Source organism: Filimonas lacunae (assembly GCF_002355595.1).
Classification (GTDB): Bacteria; Bacteroidota; Bacteroidia; order Chitinophagales; family Chitinophagaceae; genus Filimonas; species Filimonas lacunae.
The window spans coordinates 1,087,170-1,112,473 of record NZ_AP017422.1 but is presented as its reverse complement, the minus strand read 5'-3'; the positions used below and the strand labels follow the sequence as shown (position 1 = coordinate 1,112,473).

The following is a 25,304-nucleotide window of genomic DNA, read 5'->3' as shown; positions in this document are numbered from 1 at the left end:
ATTTTTCCATTCCATAAATTCCTGTCCGGCACTATCACTTCTTTTTTAACGTAAACAGCCATACATCATTCGTTAGCATCGTAAACGTTCCACCCGCAGCAGTGCCGTTTTTTACAATAATAGTGGAATTTTCTACTACTTCATCCTTGCTTTTATCTTTCAATATCGCAACCTGTTGTTTGCTTAATTGCTGTGGCACACCCATATCCAGGTAAGCAGTATAAGCATCGTTAGCACGATAGCCTGTTTTATATCCCTTCCATTCGTATGCTCCGTCCGGCAGGTGCTTAAAAGTCAGCACAAAGCGGCCTTTTTTATCAGCAGGCAAATCTTTACTAAAGTATTGCTGGTTATTGATGCTATCAGGCGGCGGACTATTAGTGAAGTCCCACAACAACACTTGTATTTCTCCCGATTCATTTTTACTGGCCCAGGAGGCTGTATCCGTATCATCGCTATATAATTCCTGGTTCCCCATTCTGTTCAGGTATTGATAAGCATAATAAGCAGGCTTAAGAATATCCTGGTAATTGACAAGCCCAAAGCCTCCATGAAAAGGCGTGTTACGTGGGCCGGCTTCTTCAAAAATATCTGTGAATGTCCAGTAAGAAAGCGAGTTGGCTGCATTGCCCGTTTTATGAATCTTATCCAGTATATAGGCAGCTTCATGATAGCTGTCGTGTATGGGATCGGCAGGCGTATAGCTGGAACTCCATTCGGTATAGTGTAGTTCCAGATGAGGTAAGGCAGATTCGGCTATTATCTTTTTCACACGTTGCACATCGCCATAAATGGCCTGTTCGTTTTTACTCAACACCGTACCACGACTTCCGTTTTCATCTAAAAAGCCCTGATCTACTCCATAGGTATGCGTGCTTACAAAATCAACCGGCACTTGATGCTGTACACAATAGTGTATGAATTCTTTTATCCAGCCATTACCTGCAGTGGCAGGCCCACCTACTTTAAAAGCAGCGGATACGGACTTTATGGCTTTGGCTGCGTAGTTATATAACTGATAATACTCCGCTTCATCACCTGTCCAGAAAGCATCTTTTAAATTAGGCTCGTTCCATACTTCAAAGTACCAATGCTTTACTTCTTCTTCGCCATAACGCTCCACCCAATGCTGCGTTAAGGCGCGAATAAGCCCCGCCCATTTATCATAATTTTTGGGTGGTGTTACATTGCCCCGCCACCAGAAGATGGTTTTATTACCACTGGCCAGCGCCTGCGGCATAAAACCCAGCTCTACAAAGGGACGAATATGAATACTGAGCAGGAAATCGTACAATTCATCTATATACTGCCAGTTATATACCGGGTTGCCTGCCCGGTCTTCACTATATACTCCCATATCGTCATGCAACAGCCCATGCATCCGTATATAACGAAAGCCCAGTTGTTCTTTTACCTGTGTAAGCTGCCGCTGCCAGTCGGCACGCAGACCTTCATTAGCCCTGCCTGCTCCTACGCACTCATTAAATACTTTTGGGAATACCCCCTTTACCTTTTGAACATCTACCGTAATAAACCGGTAAGGAGGGATACCAGGTTGCGAAAATGCTGTATTGGCAGCAACACTCCAAAGAGTGATCAGTAGTAATAACCTTGCTTTTGCAGAGGAGAGGTGTATATACAAAATATGGCAATTTTTCAATTGCCATAAATATAATCAATATCCATAATTTATTAAAAACGCATTCTATCCCCTGCCAAAAGGATTGGCTCCGGATGCCATACCCGCTTTTTTCAAACCGGGATACAACCTGAAATCATATACCAGGCTCAGCAACAACATGCGCTGTAACTGGTTGGTCTGGCTGGTATAAATGTAGTTGCTTGCGGCGCTTTGTGTATAGTTACGGTTGGTATTCAGCAGGTCAAATCCACTTAAACGCAACTGCCATCTTTGCTTGGCAAATAAACGTTTAAAAATAGCGGCATTGAGAACACCTGACGATTGCGATGGCAACAGGCCGGAAGTACCCTGGTGCATCCATGAATAAGTACCCTGTATATTAATACCCAATGGCAGTTCGTAACTCACGTTTACGGTAGCGTTCTGGCTCCAGCTTTGGGTGTTACTTCCGGGTGTTACTGTATACTGGTAGCCGGAGTAATCTACCCCGCCACGCAGCTCTCCAATAAACTTATCAGTAATGCCATAGTTCAGCTTCAGTGTTTGCCCCCAGGTAATACTGCTGGTAACATTGTCTTCGCCATTTATAATGCCGGCATCGTGACCGTAACGGAGATGTGTAGATACACTGCCACTGTTTTTAGTGCCTTGTTTATTACCCAGCCCAAAACTGTAAGAAGCGGTAGAACCCAGGTGATACGTTCCATTTACGTTAATATATTGCTGTTGCTGCACACCACCACTTAACAACGTAGTGGAGGCAACAATCTGGTTTTGTGTAACATCGCCCTGCAACGACAGCATAATACCTCTGAAGTTTTTCATGCTGTATGAGTTCAGGTAAGCACTCATGCTATGATTAAACGATTGCTTCAGATCGGGATTACCCACTGTTTCCAGTAAAGGATTCGTAATATCTTTTAACGGTTGCAGCTGCTCAATGGAAGGTGCTGTACTGGCTCCATTATAATTAAACGATAAGCTTTTGCCTTTACCCAGGTTAAAGTTTATCAGGGCGCGGGGGAAAATGTTGGTAAAGTTTTGTTTGATATGCCTGTCGGGCGTAAAATTGAGGTTATCCAGCGTGTTATACTGCCAGCCTAATCCAATCTGATAGTTCATCGTTTTGTTGTTCATACCATAACTACCTTCAATTTTATGGCTCGAATTCCGGTTATTAAACCGGTTAGTGGTTATATCGCTGGGTTTATCATATTTGCCGGTGGTGCTGTCAAAATCAAAGCTGTTTTTATCACTCTTTTGCAGCTGAGTGTTAAAGCTGTAGGTAAATGATACGTTATGTCCTTTAGCCAGCGGCTCCGTATACATTACAGAAGCGCCATATCCGCTACCATCCACACTTTGTGTGTACTGCTGGTTGGTTACTTGCTTTAATAACGCATTCCCCGATGAATCATAACTGTTTAACACAGTAAACAAACTACCGGGACTGCTGCTGGTTTGGATAGATTGCTGAACAGACAACTGCAACGATCTGCCCTGTTTGGCAAAACGGTGCCGCCAATCTAACTGGTTATTAAGATTAAAAGATTTTTGCGTTGTCTTATTATCCGTTTGTGTGCGGCTACCTAAATAACTGTAACCGTTATTTAACAGGTTTTGTGTGGCTGCCGTATCCTGACTTAAATTGGTGCTGTTTTGAACAGACACACTGGTGTTCAATTGAAACTGGTTCATACTATCCGCATCATAGGTAAGCATCACATGGCCGGGATAGTTGTAGTTTTTATTCACGCTTTGCCCCAACCTGTTTTCCTGCAAACTGGAATCGCTGAAGAAAGTACGCCGGCTGGTATTCTGTAACACATCCAGCCTTTGTCCATTGCCACTTAACGAAGCACCTACCGTTAATTTTTTACCCCATTTCTCCCGGTAGTTAATATCCAGGCTGCCTGTGGTTTGGATACCATTTTGCGAACCCAGGTTTTTGCTTTCTACTCCCAGGAAGCGGTTATTAATATTATTGAGTTTACCCGATGCAGTTAACATGCGCTCCCCTCCCAGCTTGGTAGTTTGCCCACCTGCTGCATAACTGGTTCCCTGCCCTTTACTGGCATAGGCATTCCCAAACCAGGCCTGATCCATTCCCTTCTTCGTTTTCAGGTTCAATGTTTTGGTATTGCTGCTTTCTTTTACTCCACTGAACTTTGCCCTGTCTGATTGTGTACCGAAGGCTTCAATAGAAGAAATCATTTCAGCAGGTAAACTATTGGCTTGTTTAATATCACTTAAAAACAGGTCTTTCCCATTCACCGTAATCTTATCTATCTTCTGTCCCTGCATGGTAATATTACCATCCTTATCAATTTCTATCCCCGGCAGTTTACGCAACAGATCTTCAAACTGCGCATTCGGACGTACTGCAAAGGCATCTGCATGAAACACCACCGTATCGCCTTTTACCGAAATAGGTTTAGGTGTAGCCTTTACCACCACGCCATCCAGTTCATTACCCGCAATGCCCAAAACGACATCTACGTTCAGCGCAGCTGAGTCGCCTTTTTTTACTACCAGTGCAATGGTGTCATTATTATAACCTGCCGCCACAATTACCAGGCGGTAACTCCCCTCGGGTACCTGGCCAAATACAAAACCATCGGCGCCTGAGCGGGTATGCAGCAATGCCTTTTTACTTTCTTTTATCAGCAGGAATATATCAGCGCCTTCAATCACCGATTTGGAGGTGCTATCTTTTATAGTACCCTTTACGGTGGGAAATTGCGCCCACAAAGCCGCAGGTGCTATTACAGATATCAATAGGAGTAGGATGAACTTTTTCATGACTTTTTGCCACCGGATTGGCAATTTTTACCGGCGGGGCGAAGATGAAGAGAAAAACTCTCCCACTACGAAAACAAGTGTAGTTAATTTGTTAAACTTCCCCGTTATCCGCATAAAAAAAGAGGAAAATCGCTTTTCCTCTTTAACATTTGACATCCAAACCCTTATTTCAACACTTTCATTTCGGTACGCCTGTTTTTCTCCCTTCCGGCCGGGTTATCCGTTCCATCATCATATGTATTAGGCGCAACGGGTACGGTAGCACCATATCCTTTGGCAGTAAGACGGTTTTTATCAATGCCCTTACCTACGAGATATGCCACCACATTGGCCGCACGTGCTTCACTCAACTTCTGGTTCAATTCATCCGAACCTTTATTATCTGTATGCCCTCCAATCTCTACATGTATATCAGGGTGCTTATTTAAGAAAGCCACTACATCGTCCAGCGAAGCAAAAGATTTTTCCAGGATCTCAGCTTTGTTAAACTCATAATATACGTTGTTTAACACCTGCACCTCATTAATCACCTCCGGTTCTTTCTGCATGCATACGGGCACACTTACCAGGCTGTCGGCATCGGCATCGGCCGGAAGCTGCAACGCAGCAGCGGTAGTGTAATAACCCTTTAAAGCAGCCATACTGCTCAGGGGAAGGGACTGCTTTACAGCAAACGCATAACTACCATCAGCACTGGTAACGCCCGTATATATTTTCTCATGAGTAACCGTATCTATCACTTCCACTGCTACCCCTGCCAGCGGAATCCTGGTATCACAAGCCACCACCTGCCCCACTACCAGCTTCATAGGATTCGCCTTTTGCAACTGAAACAATTCCATACAGCACACATCTGCCCTGTCTGAGCTTAACACCACTTTTTCCAATATGCGCTTGCCGGTGCTATAGCTGGTAAAGTACATATCGTTTTTTACCGAGTTAACCGGGTAGCCAAAGTTTTGCGGCTCGGCCCAGCTGCCGGGTGCGCCTTTAGTATAAAAAAGATCGTAACCGCCCATACCTGTGCGGCCATCTGTGGCAAAAACCAGTGTAGCGGAAGACGCATGATAATAAGGCGCCTGTTCATTACCGGTGGTATTAATGTTATCGCCCATGTTCACCGTGCTTAATGGTTTACCGGCTGCATCCAGCTCGGCCATCCACAAATCGAAACCACCCAGGCCACCGGCCCTGTCGCTGGCATATAACAAATGCCTGCCATCGGGCATAACAAACGGCTGCTGGGTATTGGCCCCACGTACATTAATAACGGAATCCAACGCTACCGGGCTGCTCCAGGCATCACCTGCTACTCCCCCCGTTTTCTTACTCACATAGATAGCGGCTGATTTCTGATGATTGCTTACCGACCAGCGGGTAAGATACAGCGTGCTGCCATCGGCACTGATTGCCGCCGCTCCTTCGTGCAACTGACTCACCGGTATATTAGCCCTGCTTACTGCACCTACTCCTTCTTCTGTAAAACTGGCTTCGTATAAATGATTCACGTGTGCTTTGTTTTTTTCCGCAGCACTATCTGCCCAGGTAGCGGTAAACAACAACGTATTACTGCTTAACTGCACCGGAGCATAACTGGCGCCGGTTTTGCCTTCATACAAAGTATGCACTGCATATCCCTTGGTTTCTTTACGTAATTGCTCCTGTATAAACACCAGGTTGCGTACTTCACGTTGCGCAGCCTGGCTGTAATGATCTTTTTGCTGGTAAGTATTTAAAAAGCGATGCAGGGCATTTTCCGCTTCTTCATATTTGCCCAATGCTCTTTCGCAGGTAGCATAATGATATTGCGCCAACGGAAACCTGACATCATTTTCGGCCACCTTCTTATAAAGGGGCGCCGCCTTTTCATAATTCTTCAGCAAGCGCCAGCTTTCGGCCAACTGGTAAATCAGCTGCTGGCTGTCTTTAGGTAATGGCTGGGGCTTGACAGCAGTATAGGCGTACGGATCAAAACCATCTGCTGTTTTACTTTTGCCATACAGGCTTTTTTCATAATACTCCACTGCCGAAGCATAATCACCTTTCGCAAAATAACTATCTGCAGCTTTGCGATAATCGGAACTGAACTGCGCCTGTGCAACAGTGCCGCACAGCAACACCACCGAGGCCGCAACCGTTATCTTTCGCATATGTAATGATAGAAACATGTGTATATAAATTATTTAAGTACAACCAATACGTTACAAAGCAGGACATACAAATTCCACCTCAGGCGCTTTCACTTTTTTCTTACCCACAAACGTTAACGACACTTCAAAGCTGTTGGTACCCCCCACCATTTTACCCAGGTCGCTCGTGTTAACATCATAGCTTACACTCAGTACCAGGTTGTTATGTGTTACACCCGCATACAGCGACACCGCATCCTGGAAGCGGTAGTTAACACCAAACAATACATCGGTAGCTACTGCCGCTTTTAACTGCGCGTAGGTACCCAGCACTTTTTCTTCGGCATTGCCCTGACGCAGATAAATAGCATTGGGCGTAAGCGATATACGATCTGACAACGCCAGTTTCACACCGCCGTGCACCACATAACGTACCGGCATTTTTTCATTCAATACTGCTCCAAACCTGTTTTCAGGCCTGTTGATATGCGATGCAGAAACACCACCAAACACATTGGCTTTTTTACCCGGTGTGGCATCGTAATACAACACCCCTGCTCCCGCATCGAAAGAAGTAGCCGAGGGATTGGTGATAGCATCGCGCGATGGCTGCAAGCCACCGGTTACCGGGTTCCACTGATCAACAAACACCAGTTTGGAAGGATTAAACTTACGTTGTATCATCCCTGCCTGTAAACCTATTGACACACGTTGAAAATCGCCTTTGCCAAACCGGATGCCCGTGTAAGCCACGTTACCATAGGCAGTGGTATAGTTATACCCCCCATCACCAGCCGCCTGGTTTACCACGCTTACACCAGCATTCAGATTCTTATTTGTATTAAAATCCAATGCAGCCCCTTTAGTAGAAAAAGCACTGGACACATTACTCCATTGATTGCGGTAGATGGCCGCCGCACGATAGTCGCCATCAAACACACCCGTTAACGCCGGGTTTAACCAGGCAGGATACACATAGTATTGTGTAAAGTGCGGATCAACCTGGGCATAGCCTTTGCCTGCCGGCGCCAGCAAAGAAGCTACCAGCACGCAGCTCACTGCTATCAACAACTTTTTTCTGCTTTGCTTTCTCATTGCGTCAGTTTATTAGTATACATGAAATAAATGAATGGTTGTTAACGGATAATGGTAATGCTGCCTGTTAACGGCGCAGAACCATCGCCTAATCTTATTACATAGTAGTAAGTTCCCACAGGTACATCCCTGCCATTTATCTTACCATTCCACGGTACCTGGTAACCCTTCTGTTCCAGCATTTTTTGTCCGTAACGGTTAAACACCTGCACCACACAATCCGCATAATCAGACAAATTCGCTATCTCCCATTTATCATTGATATTATCGCCATTAGGTGTAAAGGCATTGGGCACCACTACTATCTTCAATACTTTTACCGTTAATGAATCGGTAGCTGTGCAGGAGTAGTCCCCTACAGCAGTTAAACGATAAGTAGCATCCCTGTTCACCACCAGCTTTGGCTGCAATACAGATGCGTTGGATAAATCAGCCGCAGGCGTCCAGCTAAATGCGAAGGACGACGAGTTGGAAGTGGCTTCAAATTGTATCTGCGTACCTTCCTGCACCGCAAACGATTTACCGGCATCTATCTGTGGTTGCGGATGCACTACCACTTGTTTAGATACCGTAGCCGTACAGGATGCATTATTGGTAACAGTTAACTGAACCGTGTAAGTACGGGCATTGTTATATAATTTTTCTACCACCTTACCTGCCACATCAGGCCCATTGTCACCCAGGTTCCAGCTCCGCTTCGCAATACCGTCTGCAGGCGTACTTGCATCGGTTAAAGTTACCGGCGTACCCTCACACACCTGCTCCGGAGCAATGGTAAATGCTGCTACCGGCCTGGCATAAAAATCATTTACACTTTTAGTAGTAGTGCTTACACAACCATAGGAAGAAGTGGCGGTAAGCACCACTGCGTAGGTTCCGGCAGTGGCATAGGTATGCGATGGCGCTTTAGTAGTTACTGTAGCCGTGCCATCGCCAAAATTCCAAACATAATTCAGGGTACTGTTATCGGCCACGGTGCTGGTATTAACAAACGCCGCATCCCCCGGCAAACATATTTTTACAGGTGCCGTAAAATCGGCCACCGGTAACGGATGCACACTTACCTTTTGCGTATCGGGTAAGCTGCGGCATCCCTGGCTGCTCACCGTAGCCAGCACCACATTATAATTACCGGCACTGGCATAAGGCACATCAAACGCATTGCCATTATTATACACTACAGAAGTACCATTGCCCAACTGCCAGTTCCAGCTGTAAATGCCAGCTGTAGCAGCTGGTACTATGTGCACCTGTTCGCCCAAACAAACACTACTGGTAGCCGTAAAGGAAGCCAGCGGGCGGGCGTATACTTCTATAGCAGATGTTTTAGTTACGGTACAACCTCCTGCTGCGGTGTAGCTATAGCTGATGGTGTGCACACCCGGACCAGCAGTGGCGGGCGTGAAGGTACCATCTGTCGCTACTCCATTGCCGCTATACGTACCTCCTGTAACCACACTACCATTAACAGTAGCAATAGCAATTGAATAGGCTGCTGCATTTTCACACACCGCCGTTAATGCCGGGAAGTTTACCACCGGCATTACACTAAACGTGGCTTTAATAACGGTATCGGTAATACACCCCTGCGAAGAAGTAGCACGATAGCTTATCTGGTAACTGTTGGCCGCATACACATGCGAAGGGCTGGCTACTGTAGCCGTGTTAGGATTGGCCGGTGTAGCAGTAGCATCACCAAAATTCCAGGCATGTGCAGTAATGGTTTGACCATCAGGCGTAGCAGTGTTGTTGGTAAACTGCACTACCCCATCAGCCGGTAAACAGCCTGCCGGATACGTGATATCAATAACAGGTTTACTATAAATAGCCACCACTTTACGCGCAGTATCACTTACACAAAGCTTACTCACCCCTGTTACCAGCTTCACTTCATAACTACCCGGCTTATTGTACAATACCTTTTGCACACCGGCAGCGGTGGCTGTACTGTCTTTACCGTTGGCAAAGTTCCAGTAGTATTTATTAATTACAGCTGAACCTGCATAAGCAGCCGACGGGGTTAAAGTAATCTCACTTCCCTCACAGGCCGAAGCGGGCGCTGCCGTTACAGATGCAGTTGGCACTGCATACAGACTTACCTGTTTAGCCACCTCGGCCACACAACCCTCTTCCGAAACCACCCGGAGCGTAACCGTATTACTTCCCGCAGCAGACAATATTTTACTGGTGTCTTTACTGTGACTAACGCTTCCATCCGGGAATGTCCACAACCATTGCTGAATATTAGATAAAGAGGTAGCAGCCGGCCCCGTCAGGAAAGTAGTATCTTTCACACACCCTGTTGTATTAGCGATAGTAAAGTCTGCCACCGGTTTCGCTTTCACTTCAAAACCCATGTAAAACTCCTCGGTATTATTACAATAGTCGGTTAAGGATGGGCTGGTAGCCAGCACCTGCACATAAAACGTACCTGCCTTATTAAAGGTATACGTGCCGGGCAATGTGTATTTATAATACAGTACACCATTATTGGTAACCGTTCCTTTATAAGCAGTGGAAGCCGGATCTAATGTAACATCCAGGTTAGGCATAATATCAAAACCCAGTGCACTCAGCTTCCACACCAGTTTGGTTACCTGGTAACGAAGCAATATAGATAACTCTACCGGCGAACCTTCACAGGTATAAGCATGGCTGTTTTTACCTCCATTTGTGGTATCGCTGCTGTTATGCAAATTTCGGATACCATTCAGATTATTAAGATAGGTACCGGCATTATAGGCATAGCTTTCTGCACCACCCAAACCGTACGTGATACCTGTAAATGCCGAATCGCATGTAACGGTACATTGCGCTTTGGCGGCAGGCCACGATTTCACTACCACCGTGTAACCCGGTGTAGCATGCGGAAAAGTAGTATAGGTAGTAGAACCATCTATACGCAAAGAACCTACCCCTTTGGTAGGCACTACCAGCGTAAGATAGTTGATCACAATACTTTCTTTATCATTTCTGTAAAAGCCCACGCGGGTAATGGCTTGCTCCATCGGGCTGAGATATACCATTTCCGGATCGCCCAGGCCTGTTCCACAACCGTTACCCATGCTCATAAACTGCCCTACCATAATAGGCTTATCAGCTATGATAGAATCCATGGTATTGCTTTTATAACGATAATATTTGTTCTTGATCAATCCGGTTAACACCACTCCATTACGCCTTACTACAGTGGTGGGGTCGCGTACCAGCACTTTATATACACAGGTTTGCAACTGGGTAGGAGAACCTGCAGCACTGTTGGCTGATGAAAAAGGAACAGTTAAATACCGTTTGCCCCAGGTTTGTTCGGGAAACAGTTGCTGAATATCATTATCACGTCCGCTACCCGTTCCGCACTCTGTTTGCTCACCTGCCGTACGACCACTGCCAGCAAACACCGCAACGGTATGACATTCGCCATCCGGCCCTGCTATACTTTGCACGGTGGTGCCGGTAAGCTCAGGCCCATCACCGGTGGCACAATCGCTTTGCGCTACCACCTGGTATATCTGGCCTTTTTGTAACAAAACATCAAATGTTTGACCTGCCGGCTTTCCTAAACGGGTAGCCACCGATGGCGTAATACGCACCATCGTGTTATTCTCTTTGGCTATCACATACATCCAGGAATATGACATAGAAGCATCTCTTTGCTCCGAGTTCATAGAAGTGTAATTATGTCCCCAGGCCGTTACCGGCAACAACATGGTAGCTCCCGAAGCCACGCTGCCATATATATGCGCATAAGCCACAATAGGCTTGGTACTTACAATATGAATTCCTTTTTTTCTAAACAATCCTTCCCCACCCGTTCCTGCCGGTGGCGGATCGGTGATCAGCCTGGCATCATAGTTAGGATTGGTGCCGCTTTGCGTAGCATTGTTAATGCCCTTGGGTATTATTTCGGTGCTGATAACGGTATTAGCCGGAATATTATATACTTTCTCATAAGCACTGTTGTTAAAAGGCCCTACCGAACTGCTATCCAACGTTACGGTTACCGTACAGGCTTCCTCTGCGCTCAGGTATATCACCATGTTCATGCTATTGGTAGGTGTACCCGATCCATCACAATTGCTTTCCATATACTGATGGTGCCCATACCCTACCCAAAACTCCAGCCCTTTATTGGTAACGTTTTGAGCTATACCTGAATACCAGGCAAACAAGGCTATAATAAGAATAATGATTTTACACTTCATAACAGGTATTTAGCATCCATATTCAGCTTATGTAATATTCCGGGCGCTGCTATTGGCATAACAGCCACCCGGAATAATTTTATTTATTGAAATACAAGAGGTGTTACCTGATGAGGTTAATGGCCCCTTTCTTCTGCACCGTTTCACCGTTTATCAACAGTATCTGCGCCACGTACATATACACACCGGATGGTTGCAGTTTGCCTTTATACCTGCCATCCCATACCACATGCGCACCATTCGCATCCATTACAGGGTTTACAGTTTCGGCCAGTTTCTCGCCCCACTGGTTAAACACCATAAACTTCATTTCCTTAATCGCATATCCCTGTATGATAAACACATCGTTAATACCATCTCCGTTAGGTGTAAACGCATTACCTACAAACACATCATTGGTGGTAGTTTTTTCCGTAACAGCATCCGATACACTCAGCTGACAAGCTGTTACACCCAATGCACGCACCAATATCGTTACTTCGGTAAATGGAGTTAATCCTTCTATCACATGTGTGGTGCCTGTAGCTCCGGAGCTTGGCGTTATCCAGGTAGTGCCGCCGTCAATACTCACTTCATATCCTGTAGCACCTGAAACCGCCGTCCACGTAAACGTTATGGAGATAGGCGTACTGGTTCCGGAAACCACTGGCTTATCCAGCTGGTTAACCCCATATACCGTTACCTTTTTGCGCGATACACTGGCACATGATCCCGCACTAACTCCTTCTACATAATAAGTAGCCGGTAATGGCGTGCTGGCGCTGGTGGTAAAGCTCAGACCTGTGTGCACTAACGTACCCCCTGTTGCTGCATCGTACCAGTTATAGGTAATATCCGCAGCCACACTGTCAACCGTAAAGGTGGTAGTATCGCCCGCACAAACCGGGATACTGTCTTTAGTCACTACTGGCACTGGTCTTGGTTTCACCACTACATACTTGGTAGTATCCGACACACAACCATCTGCCGTAACTCCCCTTAAGGTAACCGCAAAGGAATCGGCCCCGTTAAACACATGTTTCTGAATTTGTCCTGTAGCAGTGGCATTGCCCGGGAACGTCCATTGCCATTCGCTTAATGCAATACCATTGGCCGTAATCACATCACCGGTAAGTGTTACCTCCGATCCTTCACAACCCACCGTAACACCACCCGGGAACACGACACTGAAATCTGTTTCAGGCGCAGGTAATATCTGTAAGGTTACCACCCCTGTTTCTATGCCGGAACATTTTTCAATCAGCGGCGAAGTATACGACACAGGTACGTTGATAATACCGGTAGTATCTATTATAAACTGCTGTTTCACTGTATAAGCATAGTAGGTAACCCCTTCTACCGTTACCGTATCAACCGGCACAGGATTGTTTTGCACACTATCTACTGCAGGCGACAACTTAGGCACCTTGCTAAACTGCCACGTCAGGGTTTCCGGTGCTATTGGCAACAGGATGGTCATATTAAACGGCGCTCCCTTACAGGTATAATCAGTAGGATTAGCCCCTGTGTTAAAGCTGGTGTTTACTGTACTGAGATTATTCAGGTTTTTCACCAGTGTACCAATGTTATAACCATAGCTTTCCGCACTACCCACACCATATACCATACCGGTGAAAGGCATATCACTTTCTACCACACTGGAACCGGCACCCGCTTCCCACTTCTTGGTCACTATCGAGTAGCCTGGCAAATGCGGATGGGTATATACATATCGGTCTGCCGCAGGATAGGCCAGGTAGTTTACTTTATCTATTTTCAGCGTAGCTAAACCTTCTGTAGGTATCACCAACGTGATAAAGTTGTTTTCAATAGAATACCTGTCGTTGCGGTAAAACTGCGATCTCTTCACCGCCTGCTGTACCGGGCTGATATAGAACATTTCCGGATCACTATATCCTATCACACCACACACTCCGGATGAAGTCATATACTGCGCCACCATCACTGGTTTATCCGATTCTATATACTCCCCTTCTGAACTTTCAAACTGGTAATATTTATTATTGATCAATTCTGTTTTAGCGATAGGCGTGCCATTACGCTTCACTATCGTTGCCGTGTCTTTTACCATTACGCGGTAGATATTCAGCATCAGGTAAGACGCTGACGGACCATCCTGCATAGAAGTAGGCGCTGTAGCATACTTGGTACCCCATGCCTGGTACGGGAATATCTGCTGAATAATGTAATCACCATTGCCGCCGGTAGTGGTTCCGCAACCAATAGCCGTTCTGGTGCTGCCCGCAAACACACCGATAGGGAAACATTCACCGGCATCGTTACTAATGGATTTTACATAGCTACCGGTTAAATCCTGTCCTTCCGCACCACTTAACACACCACCCAGCACCTGGTAAGCATCCCCCTTATTCAGTTTCACCAGGTAACTTCCGTTAGGCCGCGTGCCACCATTTTTCGTCCAGCCATTTAAAGTAGGCTTCGACGGATTGATCTCTACCCAGGTGTTATCGTGCTGCGCCACCACGTGGAAGGCAGAAGCAGAACCTGATGTAGAATAATACTGCCTGGAGCTTAAGGTGTAGTATTCATATCCCCACACTGCCGTTGGCATTAACAGGGTAGCTCCGGAGTTGGTAGATTCAAATACGTGCGCATAAGCAACAATAGGCACATCACTCACAATATGAATTCCCTGCTTCTGATACAGCCCCTCTGTAAACAAGCGTGCATCGTTTGGATTAGTCGTAGGCATATCATCACTGGTAATAGCAGAGTTTGCAGGTACATAGTAGTTTCTTACCCACGGCGTGCCGTTACTTCCCTCTATTGTAATGGTTACATTAGCCGGCTCGTCACCTGCACCCATATATATTTTCATGGTCTGATAACCACCATCAGGACCTGTAAATCCATTACTGCGCTGATAACCTACCCAGAAATCCCTGCCACGGTTAGAGCTGCTGTCTTCCGCTACCGGCTGCGCATAAGCATTGATTAACCCGGTAAAGCGATCCATATACAACATAGCGTTCTGACTGATCTCTTTTTTACGGATGTCTACTGTGCTGGCAGCGCCTACCACCCATGCATTGGCAGCAGTGGTACGGCCCATGCCTATGCGGTTTTGATCAGCCACCGATCCCTGCCATGAATCCACATAATATAATTGTGCATTGTATTTCTGATCATTGCTGCCTGTTACTTCCACCTGTGTATAGAAATACATAGAATCCATACCAGCTGGCAAGCCTTGTGGCACCACACCGGAATACCTTCTTACGCTTACTCCTGTTGGCACTGCATTATCCCAGGCAATACGCATTACCGTATCAGTACCGTAGGTAAATACCTGTGTAGTATTAGGTACAGGCACCGCCGGTGTGGCTGACAGTACTGTTGGTACTGTTTGTGGATAAAACTCGTAAGCTCCCAGGTCTGGCACACCCAGCGCACGCTCTTCTATCCTCACATTATTATCATAATCGTAGTTATTACCTTTTATCTGAACACCACGACCATGCATTGCCCACACATCCGGGTTGTTGATATCCGGACGCAGCGTACTGCTGTTGGCAAAGGCCGGTTCGTAGCTGATAGAGCTGGCATCCCAGTTCCAGGTATTCTTCCACTCGGCCAGTGTGGCAAAAGTAGTCACAGTGCCCGAGCTTACTTCTACCAGCGAAGTGCCACTGGTATACTCCATATTATAGTCACCATTAAACAGCGCCGGGTTATTTACAAAAAGCGCCTTGCCCCCTCCTTTGTTAGAGAAGATGTTGTTTCTCACATCTAACGCAGTGCTGGCAGTTTGAGTAAAATAACCCGGATAACCTCTGGTACCAGTTGTTGTAATGTTACTGCTGTTGTTATAATAGTTCACAACGCCGGTGTTATTAAGGCTGTATAAGCCATACACCAGGTTACCACCGCTGTTAATGGCCGACACGTTGTTCACCACCTGCACACCTGCCGAAGCAGAAACGGTGATGCCGTATATATTAGCCGTGTTATTACTATCGGCCATTACGCGGTTACCAGCTACCACGGCGGTGTTAGACACCATAGAAGAACGGGTGTTCAGTATATAAATACCATTTACCGAAGCGCTGGTTACCTGGTTAATATGCACCTGGTTGCCCCTTACCTGCAGCGCCGTATCGGCATAGCTGGTAGAGATACCCGAAGCATTGGAAGACATCACCCCTTTCAAAGTTACCGTGTTATTAGTAATAGCCAGGCTGTTGGCAAAGGCGGCATAAATACCCGCTACATACGTACCCACCACCTGGTTACTATCTATCACATGCAGTTTACCGCTTAACAAGGTAGCCGAAGTGCCGGCAAAATAAATACCGTAAGCACCGTTGCTGATAGCATTGCCTTTCAGCACCAGCTTATTACCCTTGTTGCCATTTACATAAATACCGGCAGTAGCATTCGTAGTGGTAGTTACAGCAGGCGCCACAATGGTATTACCCACTATGCTGTCAGCCGCCGCACCATTCACAACATCCACTGCACGGCCATAATCGGTGCTTTGTGCAGTAATGGTCAGGTTTTTAAAGATGAAGTTTTGTGTACTGTCAAAACGCAGCGTATAGTTTTTAGCAGCTGTTCCTGCAAAGCTCAGGTTTGCAGAAGATGCAACACCATTTTCACTTTGGAAAGTAACGGTGTTAGCAGCAGAAGTACCTGCTACATAAGGAATCAGCAACTGTTCGTTATACACACCATTGGTACCTGGCAGTACATTAATCACCACTTTACCACCTACACCACAACCCATGGCTTGTACGGCACTGTTAAACGACTGGAAGTTACCACCAGCCACCCCCGGCACATAAGTAGCCGGCGCACTGCTATTGATGGTATAAGTGCCAGCTGGCATAATATTGTTTAAACCAATCTGTATCACATTGGTATACTCCGTAGCGGTTTCGCACACCACTTTCGCACGGTAATAGCTATTGATAGTGGTTACTGTATCGTATGCAGGACTATATTGTACCTGGCTGATAGCCTTCCAGTTATTAGTACCATCAGGCGAAGCTTCCCACTGGAATGTGATAGAGCCCAGTGGTGAATGTCCTGTAATATCCAGTTGTACCGGCTTCTCCAGACACAATCCACTGGCAGGCGATAAGATAGCCGTACCGGGCACCAATGGATTAGCACACAATGCTGCATTGAATTCATACGCCCCTATATCCGGTTTGGTGGTACTACGCACCGCGTTTTCTATATCGCTGGCCACATTCAGCGGCAAGCCCATATCATTAATATATACCAGCTGCGGCTTAAAGTTGCCGGTGGCAGAATCGGTATATAACGGATTACCTGTTACAGAGTTGGTATCCTGCCCGGTAGCAGCCTTCAGCTGATCTACCGTTACCAGGTTCACTGCATTATAAAATCCTGTATAGGCGTTAATGCCTTTAATGTAATAATCGTTTTTATTAGCTTCTATTTCACTGGCAGTAGTGTTGCGGTACATACCATATTTATTACCGGCACCACCTCGGGTAACGGTTACAATATTGTTCTTAAACCGCAAACCTGTTGCCACACCTGATTGATAAAAGCCGGTTGTTACGGCAGTAACTTTTAATGTATCATCTAACGCAATGGTATTATGATAGTAGAATACATTATCAGCACTCAGGTTATAGAAACCATATTGTGCACCACTGCCCCCCAGATTGTATACCAGGTTGTTCACTACCGTATCTTCATTACCTACCGACGCATCCTGCGAGTTATGATATATTGCATAACTGGTTGCAGTAGCTGCAGGCGTTGCTGCCAGGAAGCGGGTGAAGCGGTTTTTACGTATCACCAAACGGTTACTTACCGCATCGGTAACGTAAATACCATATATAGAAGCAGGGTTTGTAGTGCGGGCACTTCTGGTGAAAGTGTTCCCCTCTACCACCGTATTAGCAGTACCCACCACATACATGCCCTGCGTATAGAAATCTTTAATAGTGTTGCCGGCAAACCGGTTGTTGTTAATATAGCTGGCCACCGCAGTACCACCCACTACGGTAATACCATAGTTACCACCAGTAATGGTGTTGTTTTCAAACAGGTTGGCATCACACAATGTGTTACCGGTAGTTACCGCAGCAGATGCACTGGCGTTGATAACCACACCTGCAAAATTGGAAGTAGTGCCTGTTACCGATGTTTTAATAGTGTTATTGCGGAAGGTGTTGGAATCGGCATTGTTTAACAATTGCACACCATAACCATAGGTACCTGTTCCGGCATCTATTACCAGGTTATCGAATGTAATGTGATCCGCGCCATTCAGCGTAATCACTGCCCTGTCGGTAGAGGTGCTGCTGTTGGCAGTGATGGTGTTGCCATTACCATTAAAGGTAATGGTGTTAATAGCAGTAACACCTGCAATGCTGTCCAGCGCCAGTTTCTCGTTATAAGGGCCGGTGTTGGCAGCCACGTTAAACACAATCGGTCCACCTGTGATACCGCAACCCATAGCGGTTTTAGCATCGGCAAAAGAAGCAAAGTTGCCACCTGCTTTACCAGGCACATAATCTGTAGCCAGGGTTTTATTAATAGTGTAAGTACCACCCGGCATAGCAGGGCTCACTATCAGCTGCACCGTATCGCTATATACCGTGTTGGTGCCACAGCTGGCCACTACACGATAGTATAAGGTGGTATCTGAGTTAATTACCGTATCGGCGGCCAGCATAGGTTTACCCATGTTTTCAAAGGCGCCGGTGAGTGTTTTAGCAGTTTGCCACTGAAAGGTTTGCCCCTCGCCATAAGCCCTGATATCCATGCTCAGGTATACCTTTTTGTTCTGACACACACTTGCCGGCGCAATCAGCACCTTACCATTTACTGGTGGCACGCTACAAGGTGGTGGTGTAAATTCATATGCACCAATATCCGGGGTACTAGCACTTCTAACCACATTCACAATATCATTGGTTACCCCTACAAACGCACCTTTATTGTTCAGGCCGGCATTACCTGGCGTATAGTTACCATTAGCGGCATCAACAAACGAAGGAATGCTGGAAACCGATGCACGCTCCATACCATTACCCACAGCCGTTACCCAATCACTTAAACGCGCCTGGCTGGCTCCATAATACCCCACGGCATTGGTACCTGCTATAGAACTGATATAATAGTCGTTGTAATCCATTGCCAGCGGCAGAATACCGCCCAGGTAAATACAATGCTTGGTACCGGTTCCTGCTGCGCTAATAGCAATCAGGTTATTGGCAAATATTAACCCTGTAGCAGTAGTGGTTTGATAAAAGCCACGATTAGTAGCCGTAGAAGTAGTGCTTTCATTATCCAGCACAACAGTGTTATGATAATAATATGCATAATCCGAACCGGTGTTGGCTATGCCATAGGCAGCGCCCGCACCATTCACACCATAGATAAGGTTATTGCTTACCGTGTTTTCGTTATAGGTGCTGCCACCGGTAGATCCATCCGAATTATTAAAGTAAATACCATAGAAGGCATCGGTGCTGGAGGTAGCATTACCAAATGGATTGAAAATGCGGTTACGCGTTATATAACAACCTGTATTTTTCTGGGCAGTAAAGTAAATACCCTTAAACTCTGTTACCGTAGTACGGTTAGGACGACTGATACTGTTGCTGTCGATAATAGTACCATAACTACCCGCCACATAAATACCGGTAGCATAGAAGTCCATAATAGTATTACCCATAAACCGGTTGCGCCCGTTACCACCGTTGGTAAAGGTGGCAGCCAGGGTAATACCATAATAACCGCCATTAATTTTATTGTATTCAAAATTATTATCATCACTCAACACAATGCCTGTGCCCACAGGATCGGTTTCCGACCCGCTGATAACAATACCTGCATATTGATCAGAGGTAGAAGTTTGCAATGCATTGATCACACATCTTCTTACCGTGTTAGAATCTGAATTAGCTGTTAATTGCACACCGTAAGCATAATCGCCAGAACGGGCATCTATTACCAGGCTGTCGAAAATAACATGCTTCGATCCCTTCAGTTTAATCACCGCTCTTTCACTGCCGTTGGTAGAAGCAAAACGGATAGTGTTGCCATTACCATTGAATGTAATAGTGTTCACAGCAGAAACGCCCTGCACATACTCCATCACCAGTTGCTCGTTATAAGGCCCGGTTCCCGGTGCCACATTAAACACTACAGGACCATTGATACCACAACGCAGGAAGTTATAAGCATCGTTAAACGACTGGAAGCGGGTAGGTGTAGCAGGCTGCGTTTTATCGATGGTAAAGGTACCAGACACCAGTGTTGGCGTAGTTACCCTCACCGCTGTGGAAGGCACACTGTTGGTGCCGCAGGTGTACACAATACGGTAGTAGGTAGAAACACCCTGGGTGGTAGTGAGCGAGCGGTTGGTAGCAGTTGCGATATTATTCCAATTGGTATTATCGGCAGAAGACTGCCACTGGTAGGTTTGTCCATAACCGGTAACACCACCATTAATAGATAAAGTGAATGGCACATTTAAACACGCCGGGTCAACCGAAGAAACTACTGTGCCGGGTACCGGCGGTGTAGTACAAGGAATAGCCACATATTCGTAGGCTCCCATATCCGGAGTAGTAACACTACGTGCAGCCTGGTTAATATCATTCGATACCCCCAGGGCTGTACCCAGGTTATCCAGCAGGTTGCTCATAGGCTTATAATCACCCTGCGATTTATCCAGGTATTCCGGATCAAACACTACAGAATGCGCATCCTTGCTGGTACCATTTTGCCAGTCTATCAGGTCTTTGTAATCTGTACTATTAGAGTACCCTGTATAGTTGTTGCTGGAGTCAGCTTTGAAATAGTTGTTATAATCTATCGTTACTACACTGGCAGAAGTAGCCAGGTATATACCATAGTTTTTACCGGTTCCACCACGCGACAACGTAATAATGTTGTTTTTAAATTCCACATTGCTGGCAGTGGACGACTGGTAAAAACCATAGGTAGATGCATCTGATGTATTCTTGGTATTATCCAATGATAAAGTATTGTGATAATAGCGGGTATTAGGAGATCCTGAATTATAGAAAGCATAGACAGTGCCGGCACCGTTGAAATCGTACATCAGATTGTTGGCGAATACCGTAGCCGAATCGGCCTTTGCATTGGTGCTGGCGATATAAATACCATACTGAGTGCTGGTGTTCGTTTTACTGGCGCCCATAGTATTAAATATCCTGTTACGCACCACAGAATCCATAATATTATCACTACCCACACGAATACCATAGAACAGGCTTACATCAGAACGATTAGGTCTGCTGATGCTGTTGCCCTCAATAATAGCATGGCCGGTATATAATATATAGATACCATAGTAATAGAAGTCTTTCACCGTGTTGTTCACAAAACGGTTATGGTAAATATTACTACCCGAGCCACCCACCAGCGTCATACCGTAATAGCCACCGGTAATGGAATTATTGGCAAACACGTTGCCATCACAGGCAGTTGTACCAGTGGTGGTAGCAGAAGTAGCCGAAGCACTGATTACCACACCCGCATAGTTAGAAGAGGTGGAAGCAGTAGTTATATTAATAGTACACTTTCTTACAATGTTAGAATCTGCATCATTGAGCAGCTGCACACCAAAGCCATATTCAGCGCTGGTTGATCCGGTAGCATTAATGATCAGGCTATCAAAAATAACATGATCGGCTCCGTTCAGTTTAATTACCGCCCGTTCGTTGCTGTTAGTGCTTTTGTAAGTAAGCGCTGCACCATTGCCATTAAAAGTAATCGTGTTTACAGCCGATGCTCCAGGCACTGGCTGCATAATTAACTGCTCGTTATAAGGCACACTACCAGGCGCTACATTAAATACTACCGGGCCATTAATGCCACACTTAATATAATCGTAGGCATCTTTAAACGTAGTAAAGTTGGTTGCAGAAGCCGGTTGCGTATTATCAATAGAATAAGTACCCGACACTATACCCGGAGAAGTTACTTTCACCGGAGCAGCCACTCCCGCAAGTCCGCCGTTGGCACAGGTTACTATATACCTGTAGTAAGTGGTTACCTGCTGAGAAGTATCCACATGGTCAGATACTTTGCCATTAATATTAGTCCAGGTATTGTTGTCGGCTGAAGTTTGCCACTGATAGGTTAATCCACTGGCCGTGCTAACACCCGACACATCCAATGCAAATGCTTCGGACGGACACGCATACAGTTTGGTGCTGGTGGTGGTACCTGCTACCGGTGTTCCGGCACATGGCACAGCGGCATCTATCTGTATTAAATAATCTTCCGTCTCACCATATGTATAAGAAAGACAAGGCACCAGGCTGGTTCCGGAATATCCTTCTGCCAGTATTACACGCATAGTGGTAATACCTGCCGTTGCCGAAAGTGGTATTTTAAATTTACCACTAATGGTGCGTGGCCCCAGGGTAAGCGCATCTTCTACAAATACCTTTTCATCAGGATCATTAAAATCACCATCCCTGTTATAGTCAATCCATATAGCCACTGCAGCCGAATAATAGGTAGAAGGCGTACAATCATCCTGGTCTACACTAAACGTAGCACTGGCTCCTTGCGTTACATGCGTTAGCACGCCCTTATCCTGGAAGTTGGAATACCGGTTTAATACCGATCCTACCCCAGTTGCAGGCGTGGTACAATCCGATGCATTTTTAACCCCATTCAAGGTAACACCGAATATTTCCGTGTCAATGGTAGAGCTGGGCACCGCAGAGCAATAGATATAAGTAGCCGACACCTTCAATGTGTCGGAAACAGCCATATTACCACCACAGGTAACCAGGCAACGGTAAAAAGCACTATCCTGCATTTGTGTGGTAGTAAGCCTTGCCACAGTGGCGCCACTGATATTCGTAAACGTGATATGGTCTAATGAAATTTGCCATTGATAGGTTTGCCCCGTTCCGGAACTGCCATTTTTCAGGCTTAATGAAAAGGGTGTATTAACACCTACCGACGATGGCCCCGATACCTTACCTGGTAATGGTGGCGTCACACACACATTCACGGTATTTTCATATGCCCCCAGGTCAGGTACAACATCACTACGGGTAGCTCCGTTAATGTCGGTAGTAACACCCACCGCATCGCCCAGGTTGTTAAACGCAGCTGCGTTGCCTGGTAAATAAATACCGGCAGCCGCCTGGGTAAATTGCGGATCAACCGAAACAGAGCCGCCATCTAATCCTGATGCAGCCTGCCAATCGGCCAGCGAAGTATAGGTTCCATCTATATACCCTACTGCATAATTGCTGCCGGAAGCCACGTATAGATTATTATAGTCACTCGCCAGCGTTGTACCGGAAAATATATACACCGCATAATTGCTGCCGGTACCGCCACGGGTAACACTAATGATGTTATTTTTCAACTCAACCCCATCTGCCGTAAAGCTTTCATAATACCCGCGAGTTATATTCGATGAAGTATTAGCTGTGTTATCCAGCGATATTGTATTATGATAGAAATGGGAATAAGGTGCATCGTATTCATACAATGCATAAATAGATCCCGCACCGTTTATGTCGTACACGAGATTGTTGGCTACCAGGTTAGGCGCTATAGCTGTGCCGGAAGTAAAAGATAAATAAATACCATATACAGCTGCTGTAGAAGTATTGTCGGCACCGGTAGGATTGAATAGCCTGTTTTTAATTACCTGCGCCCCTACAGTACCATCACCCAGGTATATGCCATAAAAAGTAGATAAAGAAGTACGATCGGGACGGCTGATGCTGTTGCCTTCTATCACAGCATTAGAAATATAATACGCATATATACCATAGAAATAAAAGTCTTTCACCTGGTTATTCACAAAACGGTTCGCCTCTATCAGGCTTCCGAAACCACCCACCATCGTCATGCCATAATAACCACCCACTACCGTGTTGCCAATAATGAGGTTGCCGTCGCAAAGCGTGCTACCCGAAGTGGTGGCCGATGCCGCAGAGGCATTGATTACAACACCGGAGTAGTTGGAAGAAGTGCTTGAGGTAGTTACATTAATGGAACAGTTACGGATAATGTTGGAATCGGCGTTATTAATCAATTGTACTCCAAAACCATATTGAGAACTGGAAGTACCTGTTGCATTAATAATAAGACTATCTATAATTACATGATCGGCTCCATTGAGCTTTAACACCGCACGTTCGTTAGTATTGGAAGAAGCAAAGGACAGCGTATTGCCATTGCCTTTAAAAGTAATAGTGTTGATAACCGACGCTCCCAGTATTTCCGGAATAATCACCTGCTCGTTATACACCGGCCCGCCAGGCGTTACATTAAACACCACCGGACCAGTAATACCGCAACTTAATGCCGCCACCGCATCGGCAAACGAAGTGTAATTGGTGCCATTGGTAGGGCTGGATGCATCAATAGTGTAGGTACCACCTGCCAAACCTGCCGTACCGTTTACACTTACCGTATCGGAGTATTGTGTATTGCCGCTACAGGTTACTGCTGCGCGGTAATATTGCACGCCGGCAACAGCTACTGTAGAATAACTGGCTGTGTTACCCGCCGTGCTGATATCAGCATAAGGCCCCGCAGCAGCGGCAGCCGATTGCCAGGTAATAGTAAGACCGGTACCGTAATTGTTACCGGTTAAAGACAATAATAACGGACTGCCTGCACACAGCTTTGTAGCCGATACCGAAGCTTTGCCCGGCACAGGCGGCGTTGTACACGGCCCCGGCGCTGTATAAGTGATGCGAATATTAGGCCGGTATTTATAATCCGTTACCGTTCCATTCAGCGTAGCCCCTAAGCTGGCTACCCCTACTATTTTATCGGCAGTGCCGGTAGTATACTGCCACGCAAAATTATCAGTGGCCCCTCCACTGCCTGCCATAGAAGTTTCTGTAGCTATCTCCAGCGCTTTGCCGGTATACACAAACGGTGTAATACTCCAGCTTACCCAGCCTGCTGCCGAAGGCACATTAAAAGAAGTGCTGCTGTATACCTGGGTGTGCGTGGTTTGTATGCCCGCCCAGGTAGCTGTAGTAGCTAATGTAGTATTAGTAGTATTGGCCATCAGCATAGCATGCGTGGTGGTATTTGCTGTAAAGTTGGCTACATTGGTTTTATTGAAAGCTACCGCAGTAATGATGGCACCGTTAGGAATGCCAGCTGCCGCCATCTCTGCTTCTGTAAACACCATATCACAGCGCGAAGCGGAAGTGGTGGAAGTAGAGGAATAGCGGTACACAGGTCCATACAGCGTGTTAGCAGGAACACTTGTTCCTGCACCTATCTGTACAGTATTCTGCGCCATACTGAATGATGCACTTAGCATCATTGCCATTAATAATAATCTTTTTCTGAATGTTCGGCCGGTGTAAAGCTGTGTCATGCAAACCAATAGTTATAGATAAACAGTTAATTAAAGTACAGGCAATAGCATATACCCCGGGCTTTATAGCAAAC

At 46.0% G+C, this 25,304-nt stretch carries 6 protein-coding genes; all 6 read right to left on the bottom strand.

Annotated features, from left to right (window positions below; all coding sequences use genetic code 11):
• Window positions 1-34 precede the first annotated feature (34 nt).
• On the bottom strand, window positions 35-1,642 hold the full coding sequence (locus FLA_RS04655; protein ID WP_231940390.1) for a GH39 family glycosyl hydrolase: 1,608 nt from the start codon (window positions 1,640-1,642) through the stop codon (window positions 35-37).
• A gap of 63 nt (window positions 1,643-1,705) precedes the next feature.
• Window positions 1,706-4,444 (bottom strand): outer membrane beta-barrel protein, encoded by a 2,739-nt coding sequence (locus tag FLA_RS04650; protein WP_076382385.1) that lies wholly within the window; start codon window positions 4,442-4,444, stop codon window positions 1,706-1,708.
• A 164-nt stretch (window positions 4,445-4,608) separates the two neighbouring features.
• Window positions 4,609-6,594 (bottom strand): OmpA family protein, encoded by a 1,986-nt coding sequence (locus FLA_RS04645; protein WP_076382386.1) that lies wholly within the window; start codon window positions 6,592-6,594, stop codon window positions 4,609-4,611.
• A gap of 51 nt (window positions 6,595-6,645) precedes the next feature.
• The gene (locus tag FLA_RS04640) at window positions 6,646-7,668 is read right to left on the bottom strand and encodes a PorP/SprF family type IX secretion system membrane protein (RefSeq protein ID WP_076382387.1); all 1,023 of its coding nucleotides are present in this window, start codon (window positions 7,666-7,668) and stop codon (window positions 6,646-6,648) included.
• A gap of 41 nt (window positions 7,669-7,709) precedes the next feature.
• Window positions 7,710-11,870 (bottom strand): PKD domain-containing protein, encoded by a 4,161-nt coding sequence (locus FLA_RS04635; RefSeq protein WP_076382388.1) that lies wholly within the window; start codon window positions 11,868-11,870, stop codon window positions 7,710-7,712.
• 103 nt (window positions 11,871-11,973) lie between these two features.
• Complete coding sequence (locus tag FLA_RS04630; RefSeq protein ID WP_144264174.1) at window positions 11,974-25,230, bottom strand: Ig-like domain-containing protein; 13,257 nt, start codon at window positions 25,228-25,230, stop codon at window positions 11,974-11,976.
• Window positions 25,231-25,304 lie beyond the last annotated feature (74 nt).